This is a genomic window from Sporosarcina obsidiansis, from assembly GCF_009651005.1.
In the GTDB taxonomy this organism is placed as follows: domain Bacteria; phylum Bacillota; class Bacilli; order Bacillales_A; family Planococcaceae; genus Sporosarcina; species Sporosarcina obsidiansis.
In genome coordinates, this window is the sequence record NZ_WHVW01000013.1 from 23,388 (window position 1) to 40,690 (window position 17,303).

Genomic DNA, 17,303 nt, shown 5'->3' on the forward strand with positions numbered 1-17,303 from the left:
ACAAGCGATGTCTAAGGTAAGTTGGAACTGTCTCAATCAATATCAGTAAAAATTAAAAAGCTCTGATTCATTAAATCGGAGCTAAGTAGATTTCCACATTATGCTAGTACGCTGATACCAAATATTTTTTCCGCTCTTCACGTACAATATGACCTTTGTCCAAATAAATAATTCGGTCACCAAGTCTTTCTGCTTCGTCTAGATCATGGGTAACGATGATAAAAGGAATTTGCCAAATTTCATGTAAGCGTAGTAACTCATCCTGGCATTGTTGTCGTGTCTCTTTATCAAGTGCTGACAAAGGCTCATCTAACAATAAAACAGATGGCTGTGCAGCAAGTGCTCTAGCTAACCCGACACGTTGTTTTTCTCCACCTGAGATTTGGTGAGGAAATTTTTGCAGTAAGTGTTCAATACCTAAGACGTGTAGGAGTTGCTGGATTGTTGCGACGCTCTCCTTCTGTTGCTTCTTTTTAACACCATACCAAATATTTTTTTCAACTGTCATATGAGGGAACAGCGCATAATCTTGAAATAAATATCCGATTTGGCGATCTCTTGCCGGTAAAGGCTTTTCGTCACTTTGGAAAAACACCCGATCCTTGGAAACAATTGTCCCGCTATCCGGATGAACAAGTCCGGCAACGGTATTCAAAATTGTCGTTTTCCCTGAACCAGATGGACCAACTAATACGAGGATTTCCGCTTTCATCTCAAATTGAATGTCCATCTCATAATGTGCAAGCTGTTTAAGGAATTGTACGTTTAGCATCTTTTTACCTCCCCATCATCAAGTTCTAGTAAATCGACGAATGTTGCGCTTGCTCCACCAGTTCACCCACAATATCAAACTGAAACCGAATGTTATAATGATGATGACCCAAAACGTCGCTTTTTCCATCTGACCTGATTCTACAGCAAAATAAATCGCCATTGGAATCGTGTCGGTTTTGCCTGGTATATAACCTGCTATCATTAATGTCGCTCCAAACTCACCAAGACCTCTGGCAAATGACAAAACTAAGCCGGCCACTAAACCTGGCCATGCAAGTGGAAAAACCACCGACCAAAATACTCTCCATTCCGAAGCGCCCATCGTCCGTGCTGCATTCGATAGACGTTCATCCAAACCTTCAAATGCAGCTGCAGCGCTTTGGTACATAAGAGGAAATGATACCACGATTGAGGCGATTACTGCGCCAATCCATGTAAAGACAATTTGTAAGTCGAACCATTCCAACAGCCAACTACCAATCCATCCTTTTTTACCAAATAAAATAAGAAGACCGAATCCTACGACGGTTGGTGGTAAGACAAGTGGCAATAAAAATAAAGCTTCCAGTATACTCTTACCAAAAAAATCTCGTTTTGCTAGCAAATACGCTATGAACACGCCTGCTAGGAATACAATGAAGGTGGAGATGGCTGCCACTTTCAGCGATAATAACAAAGGTGAATAATCCATTTCGAGCAAGCCTTCTCCTCCTCTTCTACTTACTTAAATCCGAATTGCTGTAAGGCTTCTTTTCCTACGTCACTCGTTAAATAATCCAAAAACTGCTGTGCGGCTTCCTTGTGTTCAGAAGCTTCAACAACTGCTCCAGGATAGACGATCGGTGCATGCCAATCAGGATTCGATTCAGCCAATACTTTTACGTCATTCGAAATAAAGGCATCACTAGAGTACACGACACCGTAATCCGCATTGCCCATCTCTACATGTGTCAACACTTGACGTACATCTGAACCACGCACAAGCTTATCTTGCAAAGACTCCCATAAATTCAAGTGTTCAAACATTTCTTTTGTGTAGCGCCCTACTGGAACTGTTTCTGGCTCCCCTACTGCGAAATAGTCGATAGTAGACGGATCGATCTCTTCGAATGAAGTAATCGTACTATCTGACTCTTTATTTGCGATCAGCACGAGTACATTTGACGTGAAATCTGCTCTAGAACCTTCCACAATAAGTCCTTTGTCTTCCATGTCGTTCATATCTTTGGAACTTGCCGATAAGAAGACATCAGATGGTGCTCCATTCTCGATGTTCGTTGACAATTTACCAGAGCTGCCGAAATTATATGTCAGTGTAACGCCTTCATGTTGTTCCTCGTATGTAGCTTTCATATCTTCTAACGCGTCCGTTAAACTGGCTGCTGCAGAAATCAATAACTCTACTTCTTTTGCTGGTTGTTTGTCAGTTGCAGGTGAATTTTTTACAGTCGAATCTACCTTTTCAGGCTCCTCATCTGCACAACCTACCAAAAGGACAGAAAGCATGACGAATAAAGCTAATAAGTAAAAACGCTTCAAATATATTTCCTCCTAATTTGTTTAGATATAACTACATATAACTAGTTATGTTTAGTTATATGTAGAATTATCATAATATGCTTTTAGAAACTTGTCAATTTTGCATTTTTTATAGGAATGACGGAAGATAGATGTAAGTGTATGGGGGGTTAAATAAATGAGCAATCCAGAAAGTAGTGTATCGTATACGACTGAAGAAATTGCCCAATTACTGAAAGTTTCAAAACTGACGGTCTACGATCTCATTAAAAAAGGAGAAATACGCGCGTATCGTGTAGGACGCCAAATGCGAGTGGATGCAGTGGATTTGACGGCTTATAAAGAACGCCTGAAAAGCGGTGGTGACTTTCCACATCCACAACCTATAGAGAACGTCAATCCCGATCTACCTTCTAATCTAACAAAAAAATCAACGGTCATTATAAGTGGGCAAGATTTGAGTTTAGATATTTTAGCAAGTTATATTGAGGACGCACAGATTGGCTATCGTCCCCTGCGTTCTTTTGCAGGCAGTCTCAATAGCTTGGTCAAAATGTATCAAGGAGAGGCCGATATCGTCAGTACACATCTGTTTGATGGAGAAACGGGACAGTATAATTTACCGTATGTTACGCGTTTGCTAACAGGTCGTTCGTATCTAGTCGTTAATTTATTAGGTAGAATGGCTGGATTATATGTACAAAAAGGCAATCCGAAACAGATAAGTACCTGGTCGGATTTGAAACAATCAGGCATCCGCTTGATCAACCGTGAGAAAGGTTCAGGCGCGCGTGTTTTGCTAGATGAGCAGTTGAGGCTAGCTAATATTGTCGCTCCGTCAATAGAAGGTTACGAGGACGAGGAGTTAAATCATATGGCAGTAGCTGCACGTATTGCTTCAGGACAAGCGGACGTAGGAGTGGGAATAGAAAAAACGGCACATCTCATGAATGTCGATTTTATTCCATTAATTCAAGAACAGTACGATGTGGTGCTTTTGAAAACTGATGACAATGAAAATCTTCGGGATATGATCCTTGAAACGTTGAATTCCATAAGTTTTCAGGACAAAATCCGTGCAATTGGTGGCTATGATTTATCTAAAACTGGCACAATTATATACGAAACTCCATGAAATAGAAAACCCGCTGACAATGTCGGCGGGTTATTCTATGTGATTTACATCTTCCGTAGTTTCATAATACATCTCTTCCTCCGTTTCAAAACGGTTGTAGCGAAGAGTAAATAGATAAAAGACATGCGTGGCGACGACTTTCAGCAATGCGTATGAAGGTATCCCTAAAATCACACCAGCTACACCGAATAATGAGCCGGCAGTTAGCAACACAAAGATAATCGTGATCGGATGAATATGTAGTGATTTCCCCATGATTTGCGGAGATATGAATTTTCCTTCTATCACTTGAACAATCGTCCAGACAATTGCTAGCTTCACAAGCATGAAAGGAGAAGTCACAATCGCGATAATGACTGCGGGTGTGATCGCGATGACAGGTCCTAGATAAGGCACAATGCTAGTAAACATCGCCAGCACACCGAGCAACAATGCGTATTTCATGTCTATAATAAGAAATCCTATTGATACCATGATGCCGATTGCGATGGCTACTAAAATTTGCCCTTGGATATACGCACTAATCTGTCTGTCCGCATCCCTGAAAATAATCATAGCATCGTCACGCAAACGAGGCGGTAGCATACGCAAAATCATTTGTGGTAGCTTTTCGCCGTCTTTCAGTAAATAAAACAAAATGAGTGGTACCGTAATCAAGCTTAAAATGATCCCTGTTAATGCAGAAATGAACGAGGTGACACCAGAAGCAATTCCCCCGAGTGTTTCTGTGAAAAACTTTCCAATACTTTCAAAACCCGAATCCAAGAACGTATTGACATTGAAATTAAATCCTTCATATACGGGGGAAAATACGGAATTTCTCAAAAATTGATCCATATCCAAAATAAGTTGTTTGAAATAGGATGGAAATTCATCGAATAAATTGATTGTCTGTACACGCAAGAAGGGTAACACTAAGAAAATAACTAATGTTAGTAATCCGGCGGCTGCTAAAAATAACACTAAAATTCCATACACACGCGGAATGCGTACACGAACTTCCAAAAAACGAAGTATAGGTCTCATTAAATAGTATAAAATCGTTGCCAGAACAACCGGCAACACAACGGTAGAGAAAAACACTCGAATTGGATAAAAAATGAATGAAACTTGAGTGAAAATGAAGATGATCAATCCAATAAGCAATAGGCAAAGAAGTACAAACAGTGTAGATTGACCACCAAGAAATCCGACGATCGGTGATGCTGAACGAATAGACCAAAAATCCTTTAAAGAATTCTTTTTTGGTGGCTGTCTCAAAATCTCATTTCCCTCCAATCAGTACGTCATTGAGATGCTAAAAAGGAACGAATCGCTTCCCTATTTTTCTCTAAGTCCACTTCAATAACGGACCCTGCATGTCGATAAGAAGTGAATGAATAACTATCCTCTACAGGGATTCTCAACGTCTCAAGATCCAGCTTTCGCTTTGCCATAACCGTCAAGACTTTTGTCAACTCGTCTTTTGAGGTTAGATCCGTTTGTACAAAGTTCTGGAGTGCACCAGCCACTTTTGGAGCTTGCAAAATAGTAGGCAAACTAAAAAGTTCGTTCTTTACGGCTTGTATCACTTCCTGCTGTCTAGCTACTCGACCAAAGTCTCCTTCAGTATCTGCGCGGAATCTTGCATATCCCAACAGTTCTTTGCCGTTCAGTCGCTGAGTTCCGGGTGTTAACGTTACGCCTATCTTTTCAGACATTTCTTTCTTTACGTCTATTTCTAATCCTTTAGGGAACGTGATATCCATAATAGACTCGAAATTGTCAAAATCCACTACTGCATAATGATGAATCGGGATATTGAACATTCCTGTAATAGTTTCTTTAGCGGTTTGCACGCCTCCCAGATAGTAAGCAGTATTCAATTTGTATGATTGATACCCCGGAATTTGGGCATATATATCTCTCATAAACGAGATCAGACGCGCAGTTCCCGCAGTTTGATCCCAAGAAAGCACCATCATCGTATCGGTTCGGTATTTTCCAGATCCATCATTATCAATTCCAAGCAGCAAATAATTCTCTGTTGTGGGATCTTGAGGATCTAGTAGATCACCTTGAAAGTCTCCAGGGTCAATTACGTTGCCAGCTGTCATTGCTTTTCCTTGCTTGTATTGCACATAAGAATACCCCGAAATTGCAATGAAGAATAGCAATAGGAACGCAAAAATAACCCTGCCGATCCGGAGTTTGCGCTTCTTTCTTCTGCGACGCGGCAGCTGTTCTTCCAAGTGTTCATCCATTTGGCTTTCATTCCTCCATTATCCCATTAGTTCTGTAATAAAGACGTTTTTGTCTACTACGGGTTGCGTCTCGTATTTACGCTTTACGAGTAGATTTTCCGATTCGTAAGGCTAGTACTAGCATAGCCACAAATAAAAGGAGAAATACGAATAAGGTAACTTGATGATTTGCTGTGTAATCATATAGCATCGCAATGAACAAAGGGAGAATTCCACCCATAATAAACCCGCCTGTCTGCATCATCGCGGTCCATGTATTGGTTTCTTCTGCTGTGTCGGTGGCATCCATCGGCATTAGTAACGCGATCGGAAATAGCCCTCCTAAAGGAAAACCCATTAATAAAACGCCAACAGCAAACAGAATAGGCTGTGCTGTCCACATAAAAGCAATTGACAACATACCGATGAGTAAGATTCCTACTAGTGCAGGTGTTCTAGAAGCGAAGCGCTGTAAGAGTATCGGAAAGCCAATATTCATAACGATTTGAACGATTGTCATCATACTGAGTAATGTCCCCGCATGTAAGAGTGTCATGCCGTTTGTAACAGCGATTGGCACGAGCCAAGTTAAAATAGAAAAGAACAATGCCGATTGCAAACCAAAAAATAATAGAAAACTCCAGGCAGTTCTGCTTCGCCATGGGTTCTCCCCTTTTTTTATTGCTAGTTCGGTCGCTTGTTTCACTTCTAGTGGATGAGATGCAGTAATTTTCCAAGCAATGATTCCCACAATGGCAAGTACGGACCAAATGGCTAATGCAAATGCATACGATGAATCCGAAGCTTCATAAAACACAGCAGTTAATCCGGTACTCAATGTAGCTCCCATGCCCATACCAAAAGAATAGATTCCTACAACCACAGCCACGTGATGCGGGAAATATTGTTTAATCAATGCGGAAAGTAACGGTCCAATTACTGCAATCGCAATCCCGACGCCTAGCGCTGTAAGTAAAAGGTAAGTAAACGATGAGACTACGAATCGAAGTCCCGTTGCGATCGCCAGTACGAGCAGCATCAAGTACATCGTTTTGTGCAGACCGATAGATTGATTTAGAATTGGGGCCAGCATAGCGAACACTCCCATACAAATGACAGGGATAACAGTTAACAAACTGACTTGCGTGTTGGACAAGGCTAAATCTTCCCGAACAATATCCAGCATGGGTCCTATAGACGTTATCGCCGGACGTAAATTCAGCGCTACGATAAATATAGCGAGAAGCAAAATGAATTGTGATGTTTTTGAGCGCAATGAAAGAACTCCTTTTCCGTAAATCCAGCGATTATTTCTCTCGCCTCTTATCGTAAACCGAAAATGCAATCAGTACCAGTCCAAACATTCCATTCCAACGTTTTTTCATGTATAATAGGAGCATTGTGAATTTAGGAGGATTTAATTATGTTAGCAGTCAGTAATGTAAGTCTTCGTTTCGGCGATCGTAAACTGTTCGAAGACGTCAATATACAATTCAATCCAGGCAATTGCTATGGATTAATTGGAGCAAATGGTGCGGGTAAGTCTACTTTCATCAAAATCGTTTCAGGTGAGCTTGAGCCGCAAACGGGTAACGTGATCTTGGGTAAAGATGAGCGTTTAGCTGTATTGAAGCAAAATCACTTCGAATATGAAGAACATGAAGTAATGGAAACGGTCATCATGGGTCACAAACGCCTTTATGACGTGATGAAAGAAAAAGATGCGATCTACATGAAGGAAGATTTTTCGGATGAAGATGGCATGCGTGCAGCGGAATTAGAAGGTGAATTTGCCGAGCTAAACGGATGGGAAGCAGAATCTGAAGCTTCTGTTCTCCTTCAAGGTCTAGGCGTTCCAGAAAGTTTGCATCATGTGAAAATGTCCGAGTTAACAGGATCGGATAAAGTAAAAGTATTACTTGCCCAAGCATTGTTTGGAAAACCAGACGTCTTACTTCTCGATGAGCCGACGAACCATTTGGACTTAAAAGCTATCCAGTGGTTAGAAGAATTCTTGATCAACTTTGAAAATACTGTCGTTGTGGTTTCCCACGACCGTCATTTCTTGAATAAAGTATGTACACATATTGCGGATTTGGACTTTAGTAAAATTCAAATCTACGCAGGTAACTATGACTTCTGGTATGAGTCTAGCCAACTTGCGTTAAAGCTATCTCAAGAGCAAAATAAGAAAAAAGAAGAAAAAGTGAAGGAATTACAAGCATTTATCGCTCGTTTCAGCGCGAATGCTTCGAAATCCAAACAAGCGACTTCTCGTAAAAAGACACTTGAAAAAATTGAGTTAGATGACATTAAACCTTCTTCACGTCGCTACCCTTTTGTGAACTTCACAATGGGTCGTGAAATTGGAAATGACGTCTTAACGATTAAAGATGTTACAAAATCTGTAGATGGTAAAACGTATATTAAAAATGCCACATTTACACTAGGCAAAGAAGATAAAGTCGTGTTACTTGGTAATCCACTTGCTAAGTCTGCATTACTTGATATGCTAGCTGAAGTTACCGAGCCAGATGAAGGTTCCATCAAATGGGGTGTCACAACTACACGTGCATACTTCCCTATCGATAACTCCGAATTCTTTGAAGGATCAGAGCAGACGTTAGTGGAATGGTTACGTCAATACTCTCCAGAAGATGAAACGGAAACATTCTTACGCGGATTCTTGGGTCGTATGTTATTCTCGGGTGAAGAAGTAAAGAAAAAGCCTAGCGTATTGTCTGGTGGAGAAAAAGTTCGCTGTATGTTGTCCAAAATGATGTTGACAAGTGCGAACGTTTTATTATTAGATGAGCCGACCAACCACTTGGACTTGGAATCTATTCAAGCCTTGAACAATGGCTTAATCGCATTTAAAGGCGCGATGCTCTTTACATCTCATGACCACCAATTCATTCAGACGATTGCCAATCGTATTATTGAAATCAATGACGATGGAACGATCTTCGATAAAATGATGTCATACGATGAGTATTTGGAATGGAAAAATCAAAAAGCATAAAATTTTACTGCCGTTTTCTCTAAAGAGAAAGCGGTTTTTTTGATAACTCTATGAATACTTAAGATCACTAAGGGAATACCACAAAATAAAGGAGGTTTTTACATGAAACGTAATGGATTCATTCTTTTATTTGTGATGTTGTTGATAATGAGCGGTTGCTCTTCTAAGCCTGCTACGTCATTAGATGGTAATAGCAGCTCGAAAGAACATCCACCAGCTGATAATGGGAAGATCGAACAGGAACATGGAGAAAAGACAGATCTATCCTTACTGGACTACTTTCTTCCGGATGGATCTAATGCACATTATAAAGGAGAAGGAAATGAATACGCTGAATTAGATATCTCTGTCAATTCTCCAGCTGAAGATTATGTAGTCGTCCATGAAAATAATGGCGGTTCATTTATTCAAAAAGTGTACAAACTAGAAGGAGACGAAATACAAGTCCTTCAGGAGGAACCGATTCAAATTGATGGACAAATACCGTCAAAAGAAGAATTGAAGGCATTAACACCCATCCGTATCTATTTAAAGGGACCTATAGAGAAAGGCACAACTTTTGATGATTGGACTATTGTAGAAACGAATATTTCTGTTGATACCCCTTATCAAAAATTTGATGATGCTGTGGTCATGGAACAAAAGGGCGATGATTTCATTAATCGAATCTATTTAGTAAAAGGATTTGGCGAAGTAAAAAGAGAATCCATCATGACGACAGACGAGAAGCTTGTTGTGACCTCGCTATTAGAGACTGTTACAAAACAAGATTAACAAATGAAGAGGCCCCCCTAAACTCATTTAATTGAATTTAGGGAGGCCTTCTTTCCACATAAAAAGGCACCTATTATAAGGCGCCTTCTCATTAGTGGATTATAATTTCACAACGTTAGCTGCTTGTAAACCACGGTTTCCTTCAACGACTTCAAATTCCACTTGTTGACCTTCGTCAAGTGATTTGAATCCATCGCCTTGGATTGCAGAGAAGTGTACGAAAATATCGTCTTCTCCATCAACTTCGATAAAACCGAAGCCTTTTTCAGAGTTAAACCACTTTACTGTACCTTGTTTCATTCGATAACCTCCAAAAATAAATAAGTACTTGTTAATATATGAACTTCCACATAAAAAAATTCACATATTACAAAAAGTACCGACGTTGCCGATCACTTTTGTAATAGGTGAATCAAGTAGCATACGGTCGTTCGATAAGTTTACTTATAATAACTATAACATAAATGGGTTGGATGTCAATAAAAAACATACAAACTTACAGAATGTTTTTACGATATATTAGGTTGACCATGCTGTAAAATAATAATGCCATGATATATTTGCAGGTCCCCTTCGCATCCTTCGCAATATTGTTTCTCAGAAGTCGACCAAAATGAGTGAAAACAACCTTTACGTGTCTCATAGTACTCAAATTGTTGTTGCATTTGTAGTATTAATTCATTTACGTATTGTTCCATTTCCGTTTGGTTAGGAAACGTTTTTGTAGAGAGTATATAATCTTTCCATTCCTCGAACATCCACCATGGTTCAAAATCTGCTTTCATATAAATCACTTCATACACTACTATGCACCCCTTTAGCCTCTCTATGCATGAATGACATTAATTCTAGCAAATCATTTCGCACTAGCAAAGTAAAAAGATTGTCACGGCGAAATATATGAGTTTTTGTCTACTTTCGGCTATAATTACTATAGGAACAAATATCGTAAGAAGTACAGTGAAGCATGATGCCCTTCCCTGTTTAGACTAATGAAACTTTTTTGCTGTTTATCCGTAAGTAATGTATAGAAAGATGGAAGGTGGCCTGAACCATTATGAATAAAGTGAAAAATTTCTTTACGAGACATATGATCATGGCTCCGACAAGTTTCCTGGCTTGGTTTGGACTGTTGGCTGGTACGGGTCTGAATTTTATTGTTTGTTCCGCAATTGGAGTTTCTTTGTATGCAGGTGGAATTGTTGCCGTCAAAGAAATACAATTACGTTCCAATTTAAAACAACTTGGTATGTCGCGCTCTGAATATAAACATATTCAATATCAACTTACAGAATCTAAGAAAAAATTGAAACGATTAGCCAACATGTATGGACAAGTTCGCTCCATCCAAGCATTTAGACAAGTATATGATATGACGACGATGGCTAGAAGGATTATTAAGATTGTTCAATCCAATCCACGGAAGTTTTATCAAGTGGAAACGTTTTTCTATGCTCATTTGGATTCAGCAGTAGAACTGACGTCTAAATATGGTCTTCTGGTAAATCAACCGTTAAAAGATCAAGAAATCAAAGTAGCTCTTCAACATACACGTGAGACATTGACCGATCTGAATCAAGAGCTAGAAAAGGATTTACGAAATGCTGTGGCTACAGACTTAGAACAGCTACAAATGGAAATAGATTTTGTAGGCGTCACGATTAATAAAGATAAACCGTTGCTTGAATCGAAAGGGGAACACTCTAATGACAGATAAAAATTTTGAAGCAGAAACAACAGTTGATGACTTACTTGGCAATCCATTTGATATGGATGCGAGCTTATTGCCACAAGAAATGGAATCCACACTTGCAGAAAGCTCCGCTCCTACTAAGCTTGTTGATCGACTTTCAAAGGAAGAACAAGACAAGGCGAAACAGTTGGCTTCACAAATTCCTGTAGGTAATTATGAAGCGATCATAACGTATGGCGCCAATGCACAAAATGAATTATCTCGTTTTTCCCATAAAATGCTGGATCATGTTCAAAGTAAAGATATTGGTCCGGTTGGTGATGTGTTGAATGAACTGATGAATAAATTATCCGAGATTGATCCTGATGATTTATCAGAGAAGAAGAAATCGGGCTTGAGTCGCCTATTTAGTAAAGCGACACGTTCTGTTCAAGAAGTGATGACGAGATATCAAAAACTTGGTACACAAATTGATAAAATTGGTGTGCAACTAGAACATTCCAAGCGTGGTTTAATGGAAGATGTGCGGATGCTTGATAATCTATATGAACAAAATAAAACCTATTTTCAAGCTCTCAATGTCTATATTGCAGCTGCAGAATTAAAAGTAGATGAAATCAACAATACGATCATTCCTGAGCTACACAGAAAAGCGGAGTTAGCGAATGATCAAATGATGGTTCAGGAAGTAAATGATATGGCTCAGTTTGTGGATCGTTTAGAGAAACGTCTCTATGATTTACAGCTTTCTCGTCAGATTACGATCCAGAGTGCACCCCAAATCCGAATGATTCAGCAGACAAACCAAACACTAGCTGAAAAAATTCAAGCGTCTATTATGACAGCTATTCCATTATGGAAAAATCAGATCGCCATTGCCTTAACGTTGAATCGTCAACAAAAAGCGGTAGAATCTCAGAAACTCGTAACGAAGACTACGAATGATCTATTGTTACGTAATTCAGAGATGTTGAAAACGAATACGATTGAAACGGCTAAAGAAAACGAAAAAGGATTAATCGAAATTGACACGTTGAAGAAGACTCAAGAGAACTTGATTCAAACCATTGAAGAGACACTTGTCATTCAAGCGGACGGACGTGCTAAACGAAAAGCAGCCGAAACAGAGATCGCTCGAATGGAAGAAGATCTCAAAAACCGATTATTATCTGTATATGAAGAGTCAAAAAACCGTCCTTCGTAAAGGACGGTTTTTTTTAAAAGGCTGCTCCCAAAATATGTGCTTAAAAACGTACTTAGTGAGCGGTCTGGGATTTTCGTTTCAGGCGTACGTTTTCGGTGAGTCGGCTTCCCTTGATTCGCTCAGTCAAGGGTCTCACATATCACGCTAATCCCACAGGAAAAGCTGTCACGAAGAACGGCTTTTGCGAGTATAAGAGAAGCGTTGGAGGTACATAATTTGCCCTTCGCCCGTCTTCCGCTCCATTCCCTATATAGTAAACTTAGAAAATATTATTTATTGTAGTCAGAAGTCTCTGTATATGGAAAGCAATTCGCTTAAGCCAGCAAAATACGCTAGTAGACCGTAGTGAAAGGCGACGACTCCTACGGGATAAACTCGACAGGTGAGACCCCGCAGAACGCGTCCGCCTGGAACGTAGATCAACGGTACCTATGCACTTTTCTAATTTTTCTTTAGAATAATTTATTAATTCGAAAAGTACGTTTTGTAATAGCCGCCTACTTTTCCTGAATTGTCGACGATAAAGAGGAATTCATCTGTTTCATTCTTCACTTCATACGTCTTCCCTGCTGTTAACATATGGTTTACTACGTATTTTTCTGCATCGGTGTGTAGGCAAGTAACGGTTTTAAGAGTGGGTGCTTCTACCCAATTTAGATAGGACATTGGCAATGTGCTCCTTTCAAGTTTATATAGGAAAGCGACCCGTTCACTCACGGGTCGCTTCTTTTGGTTAGACGATTAAGAACCTAATAGTAGATCTTCTGGGTTTTCGATCAATTCCTTGACCATTTTCAAGAATCCTACTGAATCTTTCCCATCAATAACACGGTGGTCGTAAGAAAGTGCAACATACATCATTGGACGAATTTCGATGTTGTCTCCAACAGCTACTGGACGTTTTTGGATTGTATGCATACCCAAGATTCCTACTTGCGTACCGTTTAGGATCGGAGTAGACAATAGTGAACCGAATACTCCACCATTTGTGATGGTAAACGAACCGCCTGTCATATCGGCAATTGTCAATTTGTTATCGCGTGCTTTTTTCGCAAGTTCCCCGATAGAAGCTTCGATTTCAGCAAAGTTTTTACGGTCTGCATCTACTACGTTCGGTACGACTAATCCACCTTCAGTCGAAACTGCGATACCGATGTCAAAGTAGTTTTTCAACAGGATTTCATCGCCATCAATTTCAGCGTTCACATAAGGATATTTCTTCAATGCAGCTACTACTGCTTTCGTGAAGAATGACATGAAGCCTAGACGCACATCATTTTGTTCAAAGAATTGATCTTTTTTACGTGAACGAAGTGCCATCACGTTAGTCATATCAATTTCGTTGAATGTTGTTAGCATCGCTGTAGACTGTTTCACTTCAAGCAAACGCTTCGCGATTGTTTGACGGCGACGAGTCATTTTTTCTCTTGTAATGCGTCCGTCGTCCTTTGAACTCGTTACAGCTGGAGCTGCTTGTGGCTGTGCTTTAGGAGCATTCGTGTGCGCTGCTACGTCTTGTGCGCGTACACGGCCCATAGGATCTACAGGTGAAACATCTGCTAAGTTAATACCTTTTTCGCGAGCTAATTTGCGTGCCGCAGGGCTTGCAATCGTACGGTCTGAAGAAGTAGTTTCCTCAGCTGCTGCAACTGGAGCTGCTTGTTCTTTTTGAGCTGGTGCTGCAGGCGCTGCTTCTTCTGTTGCTTGTGGAGCTTGCTGTGCCGGTGCACCTGAACCTTCGCCTACAATCGCGATAACTTGGCCAACTTCAACTGTGTCGCCTTCCGCAGCCAGTAGTTCAGACAGGACACCTGCTTCTTCTGAAATGACTTCGACGTTCACTTTGTCTGTTTCCAATTCAACGATGAATTCACCTTTATCCACGTTGTCACCAGGTTGTTTCAACCATTTTGCAATTGTACCTTCTGTAATCGATTCTGCTAGTTCAGGTACTCTGATCTCTGCCACAATAAATTCCTCCTCGTAGGTATACCGTTTTTCACGGATTAGCTACTTTTATAAAAGTAGTTTTTAACTGGTAATGTAAAGCTTCCTTACTTGTTATATCACTTTTTCAAAGCTTCTTCAATAATTCTATTTTGTTCTTTCTTATGAGAAGCACCGTCGCCTTCAGATGGGCTTGAGCGATGAATACGGCCAACATAAGAAATGTCTTTACCGTCAGCTATTTCTTGAAGATATGGTCGTGCAAACGACCAAGTACCCATATTCTTAGGTTCTTCTTGTACCCATACTAAATCTTTCACTTTCGGGAAGCGAGCCAAGATTTCTTGGATTTTTTCGGATGGGAATGGATACAACTGTTCCACACGAATAACATGTAGGTAATCGAATCCTTCTCCGTCTTTAATCTTTTCTGCAAGATCAATTGCCATTTTACCACTCGCAAACAAGATCTTCTTGACCTTTTCAGGTTTCGTTCCAGTACCTGGTTGTTCTAAAACGGTTTTGAAGTGACCTTCGATTAAATCATTAACGTCTGCTCCAACTAATGGATGACGCAATAAAGATTTAGGTGTTGCGATAACCAAAGGACGTTCTGCTTCGCTACCTAGAATCAATGATTGACGACGCAAGACGTGGAAGTAGTTTGCCGCACTTGAGATATTCGCAACTGTCCAGTTATTTTCAGCACATAATTGCAAGTATCGTTCAATACGAGAGCTAGAGTGCTCTGGTCCTTGTCCTTCAAATGCATGTGGTAATAATAAAACTAGACCTGATTGTTGACCCCATTTTGAATAGCTAGATGAAACAAACTGGTCGAACATTACTTGTGCCATGTTAGAGAAATCGCCATATTGCGCTTCCCAGATGGACATTGTTTTGTCTTCTTCTAAGTTATAGCCGAATTCATATCCAACGATACCAGCTTCTGTCAATGGGCTGTTGTAAGCTACGAATGAAGCATTAGAGCCGCCGATATGATGCAACGGAACGAATTCTTCACCTGTTTTTTCATCATGTAGCACCAAATGACGTTGAGCAAATGTACCACGTTGGATATCCTGACCTGACATACGAATTGGCTTACCATCTTGTAAAATAGAACCGAATGCTAGTTGCTCCGCATGAGCCCAATCGATTTTACCTTTTCCGTTAAATGGTTCTTGACGTCGCTTCAAAATTTTATCTAATTTACTGAATACAGTAAAGTCAGATGGATAGGTCAATAGCTCTTCATTCATTTTACGAAGACGTTCTTCTGAGACGCCTGTTTCCAGATCGCGTGGCAGTCCAGCAAGCACTGCTTCTGGTGTTGCGTTAGAAGTTTTTGGTGCATCCACCGATTCTTCTTTCACACGGTCGTATGCTGCCTGCATCATTGCGATAACGGATTGATCCATTTGTTTGACTTCTTCATCTGTCATGATCTTCTGCTCTACTAGACGCTGTCCGTATAATTGACGGACTGTTGGATGCTTGTGGATTTCATGGTACATCACCGGATTTGTAACTAGTGGCTCATCCATTTCATTATGTCCGTAACGACGGTACCCGATCAAGTCGATCAATACATCTTTGCCAAATTTTTGGCGATATTCAAACGCTAATTTCGCTACAGCTAGCACTTCTTCAGGATGATCTGCATTCACGTGGAAGACAGGAACCTCGAAGCCTTTTGCTGGATCAGATGCATAGTGTGTCGAACGAGAATCATAAAATTCTGTTGTAAAACCAATCGTATTATTGGCAATTACATGAATCGATCCACCAGTTTGGAATCCACGTACACGGCTGTAGTTAAATGATTCTGGTACAATACCTTGTCCTGGGAATGCTGCGTCTCCATGTACAAGTACTGCATACGCTGCATTTGTATCTTGTTTCGGGATTCCAGGAGCATCTGTGTTCTCTTGTGCAGCTCTTGTCTGTCCAGTAATAACAGGGTTTACTACTTCTAAGTGAGAAGGGTTGTAAGCCAAGAAACGGTTTAGTCCAGATTCGCCTTTATAAAGAGCACCCATATGATATTTCACATCGCCAAACCAGCCACGTGTAACTTCCAATGATCCATCTTTAGGCAAGAACGGTGAAGCGGGCACGCCTGCAAATTCAGCAAACATCATTTCATATGGTTTATTTAGATTATGTGTTAACACATTCAAGCGTCCACGGTGAGCCATTCCAATCAACATCTTTTGTACTTTTGCTTCTTCGGAACGGCGAACTAATTCATCGATCAATACGACGAGCGTGTCTACTCCTTCAATAGAGAAACGTTTCGCACCAACAAACGTACGGTGGATAAATTTCTCAAATCCTTCAATCTTTGTCAATCGCTCAAGAAGTTGTTTTTTCTCTTCTCCTTGCATGTTTGACTGTATTTCACCATTTTCAATTTTTGATTGAATCCAAGTACGCTCTGTTTCATCGATCAAGTGAGCAAATTCATATGCAATCGGACCCGTATATAAGGACTTCAAATAATTCATTGCGTCCAGTCCGTTGTGCACTGTTGTAGGCACATTTTTTAAGAACAAGGAAGCTGGCAATCCAACTAAATCGCTCTCTGTCAATCCATGATATGAAAGTTCAAGACGTGATGTATCCTTTGGTCGATCGTTTAATGGATAAATGTCGGCTGCAAGATGCCCGTAAGAGCGAATGGCTTCTAATAAAGAGTAGACCGCAAGTACTTTGCGCAAATCTGTCTGCGATCCTTGCGCTACGACTACTCCCTCTTCCGTCTCCTCAATTGGAGGCGCACCAAAATTCCTGAATAGCTCTGCTAACTCAGGATCTACCGCGTCCGGATCTGTTTTAAACAGATCATACATTTCCATTACATACCCAAGGTTTGGACCCGAAAAAGCTGCATACGGGGAACGATGGGAATCCACATTGTTCGACATGTAATATGACCTCCACATTTGCCTGTTGGCTTGTGTTTATTTTATATACTTCTATACAATAATAGCACGCAAATCTTAGAACTG

The 17,303-nt window shown here is 40.3% G+C and carries 16 protein-coding genes; 5 read left to right on the plus strand and 11 right to left on the minus strand.

The annotated features are described in order from the left end of the window. Nucleotides 1–103: 103 nt before the first annotated feature. Genes GD002_RS11340 through modA form a run of 3 tightly spaced genes read right to left on the minus strand, consistent with a single transcriptional unit; the run spans nt 104 to nt 2,313 of the window. The gene (locus GD002_RS11340) at nt 104–772 is read right to left on the minus strand and encodes an ATP-binding cassette domain-containing protein (RefSeq protein WP_153732480.1); all 669 of its coding nucleotides are present in this window, start codon (nt 770–772) and stop codon (nt 104–106) included. Nucleotides 773–790: 18 nt separating this feature from the next. Beyond that, the gene (gene modB, locus GD002_RS11345) at nt 791–1,465 is read right to left on the minus strand and encodes a molybdate ABC transporter permease subunit (RefSeq protein ID WP_194841580.1); all 675 of its coding nucleotides are present in this window, start codon (nt 1,463–1,465) and stop codon (nt 791–793) included. Between the two features lie 29 nt (nt 1,466–1,494). Beyond that, nucleotides 1,495–2,313: a molybdate ABC transporter substrate-binding protein gene (gene modA / locus GD002_RS11350; protein WP_228548357.1), complete on the minus strand. Its 819-nt coding sequence runs from the start codon at nt 2,311–2,313 to the stop codon at nt 1,495–1,497. Between the two features lie 157 nt (nt 2,314–2,470). Here modA and GD002_RS11355 point away from each other — a divergent pair, with 157 nt between their 5' ends. Then, complete coding sequence (locus GD002_RS11355) at nt 2,471–3,427, plus strand: substrate-binding domain-containing protein (RefSeq protein WP_153732482.1); 957 nt, start codon at nt 2,471–2,473, stop codon at nt 3,425–3,427. A 30-nt stretch (nt 3,428–3,457) separates the two neighbouring features. Here GD002_RS11355 and GD002_RS11360 read toward each other — a convergent pair whose 3' ends face one another. The 3 genes from GD002_RS11360 to GD002_RS11370 form a co-directional block, all read right to left on the minus strand. Beyond that, nucleotides 3,458–4,687 (minus strand): AI-2E family transporter, encoded by a 1,230-nt coding sequence (locus tag GD002_RS11360; protein WP_153732483.1) that lies wholly within the window; start codon nt 4,685–4,687, stop codon nt 3,458–3,460. Between the two features lie 26 nt (nt 4,688–4,713). Then, the gene (locus GD002_RS11365; protein ID WP_194841576.1) at nt 4,714–5,670 is read right to left on the minus strand and encodes an LCP family protein; all 957 of its coding nucleotides are present in this window, start codon (nt 5,668–5,670) and stop codon (nt 4,714–4,716) included. 76 nt (nt 5,671–5,746) lie between these two features. Further along, nucleotides 5,747–6,925 (minus strand): MFS transporter, encoded by a 1,179-nt coding sequence (locus GD002_RS11370; RefSeq protein WP_153732484.1) that lies wholly within the window; start codon nt 6,923–6,925, stop codon nt 5,747–5,749. A gap of 147 nt (nt 6,926–7,072) precedes the next feature. On the opposite strand from GD002_RS11370, the gene GD002_RS11375 reads away from it, so the two are divergent. Further along, nucleotides 7,073–8,671 (plus strand): ABC-F family ATP-binding cassette domain-containing protein, encoded by a 1,599-nt coding sequence (locus GD002_RS11375; RefSeq protein ID WP_153732485.1) that lies wholly within the window; start codon nt 7,073–7,075, stop codon nt 8,669–8,671. A gap of 102 nt (nt 8,672–8,773) precedes the next feature. Further along, a complete protein-coding gene (locus GD002_RS11380) occupies nt 8,774–9,445 on the plus strand; it encodes a hypothetical protein (protein WP_153732486.1) in 672 nt (223 codons plus the stop codon). Between the two features lie 99 nt (nt 9,446–9,544). Here GD002_RS11380 and GD002_RS11385 read toward each other — a convergent pair whose 3' ends face one another. Both GD002_RS11385 and GD002_RS11390 read right to left on the minus strand, forming a co-directional pair. After that, nucleotides 9,545–9,745 (minus strand): cold-shock protein, encoded by a 201-nt coding sequence (locus GD002_RS11385; RefSeq protein ID WP_009496637.1) that lies wholly within the window; start codon nt 9,743–9,745, stop codon nt 9,545–9,547. Between the two features lie 209 nt (nt 9,746–9,954). Further along, entirely contained in the window at nt 9,955–10,248 is a 294-nt protein-coding gene (locus GD002_RS11390; RefSeq protein WP_153732487.1) for a DUF1033 family protein, read from the minus strand. Between the two features lie 254 nt (nt 10,249–10,502). Between GD002_RS11390 and GD002_RS11395 the strand changes: the two genes are divergently transcribed. Then, entirely contained in the window at nt 10,503–11,162 is a 660-nt protein-coding gene (locus GD002_RS11395; protein WP_153732488.1) for a 5-bromo-4-chloroindolyl phosphate hydrolysis family protein, read from the plus strand. Beyond that, nucleotides 11,152–12,342, plus strand: a complete 1,191-nt coding sequence (locus tag GD002_RS11400; protein ID WP_153732489.1) for a toxic anion resistance protein — start codon at nt 11,152–11,154, stop codon at nt 12,340–12,342. Before GD002_RS11395 ends, GD002_RS11400 begins: the two co-directional genes overlap by 11 nt. Nucleotides 12,343–12,807: 465 nt before the next feature. Here GD002_RS11400 and GD002_RS11405 read toward each other — a convergent pair whose 3' ends face one another. The 3 genes from GD002_RS11405 to GD002_RS11415 form a co-directional block, all read right to left on the minus strand. Then, the gene (locus GD002_RS11405; RefSeq protein WP_153732490.1) at nt 12,808–13,008 is read right to left on the minus strand and encodes a DUF6501 family protein; all 201 of its coding nucleotides are present in this window, start codon (nt 13,006–13,008) and stop codon (nt 12,808–12,810) included. A 75-nt stretch (nt 13,009–13,083) separates the two neighbouring features. Continuing rightward, the gene (gene odhB, locus GD002_RS11410) at nt 13,084–14,310 is read right to left on the minus strand and encodes a 2-oxoglutarate dehydrogenase complex dihydrolipoyllysine-residue succinyltransferase (protein ID WP_153732491.1); all 1,227 of its coding nucleotides are present in this window, start codon (nt 14,308–14,310) and stop codon (nt 13,084–13,086) included. 98 nt (nt 14,311–14,408) lie between these two features. Then, complete coding sequence (locus GD002_RS11415; RefSeq protein WP_153732492.1) at nt 14,409–17,219, minus strand: 2-oxoglutarate dehydrogenase E1 component; 2,811 nt, start codon at nt 17,217–17,219, stop codon at nt 14,409–14,411. Nucleotides 17,220–17,303: the final 84 nt, after the last annotated feature.

Excerpts from the sequence above, each read along its gene's own strand:
- GD002_RS11340 (WP_153732480.1), bottom strand. The coding sequence starts at position 772 with ATGCTAAACGTACAATTCCTTAAACAGCTTGCACATTATGAGATGGAC.
- modB (WP_194841580.1), bottom strand. The coding sequence starts at position 1,465 with ATGGATTATTCACCTTTGTTATTATCGCTGAAAGTGGCAGCCATCTCC.
- GD002_RS11355 (WP_153732482.1), top strand. The coding sequence starts at position 2,471 with ATGAGCAATCCAGAAAGTAGTGTATCGTATACGACTGAAGAAATTGCC.
- GD002_RS11365 (WP_194841576.1), bottom strand. The coding sequence starts at position 5,670 with ATGGATGAACACTTGGAAGAACAGCTGCCGCGTCGCAGAAGAAAGAAG.
- GD002_RS11375 (WP_153732485.1), top strand. The coding sequence starts at position 7,073 with ATGTTAGCAGTCAGTAATGTAAGTCTTCGTTTCGGCGATCGTAAACTG.
- GD002_RS11380 (WP_153732486.1), top strand. The coding sequence starts at position 8,774 with ATGAAACGTAATGGATTCATTCTTTTATTTGTGATGTTGTTGATAATG.
- GD002_RS11385 (WP_009496637.1), bottom strand. The coding sequence starts at position 9,745 with ATGAAACAAGGTACAGTAAAGTGGTTTAACTCTGAAAAAGGCTTCGGT.
- GD002_RS11395 (WP_153732488.1), top strand. The coding sequence starts at position 10,503 with ATGAATAAAGTGAAAAATTTCTTTACGAGACATATGATCATGGCTCCG.
- GD002_RS11400 (WP_153732489.1), top strand. The coding sequence starts at position 11,152 with ATGACAGATAAAAATTTTGAAGCAGAAACAACAGTTGATGACTTACTT.
- GD002_RS11405 (WP_153732490.1), bottom strand. The coding sequence starts at position 13,008 with ATGTCCTATCTAAATTGGGTAGAAGCACCCACTCTTAAAACCGTTACT.
- GD002_RS11415 (WP_153732492.1), bottom strand. The coding sequence starts at position 17,219 with ATGTCGAACAATGTGGATTCCCATCGTTCCCCGTATGCAGCTTTTTCG.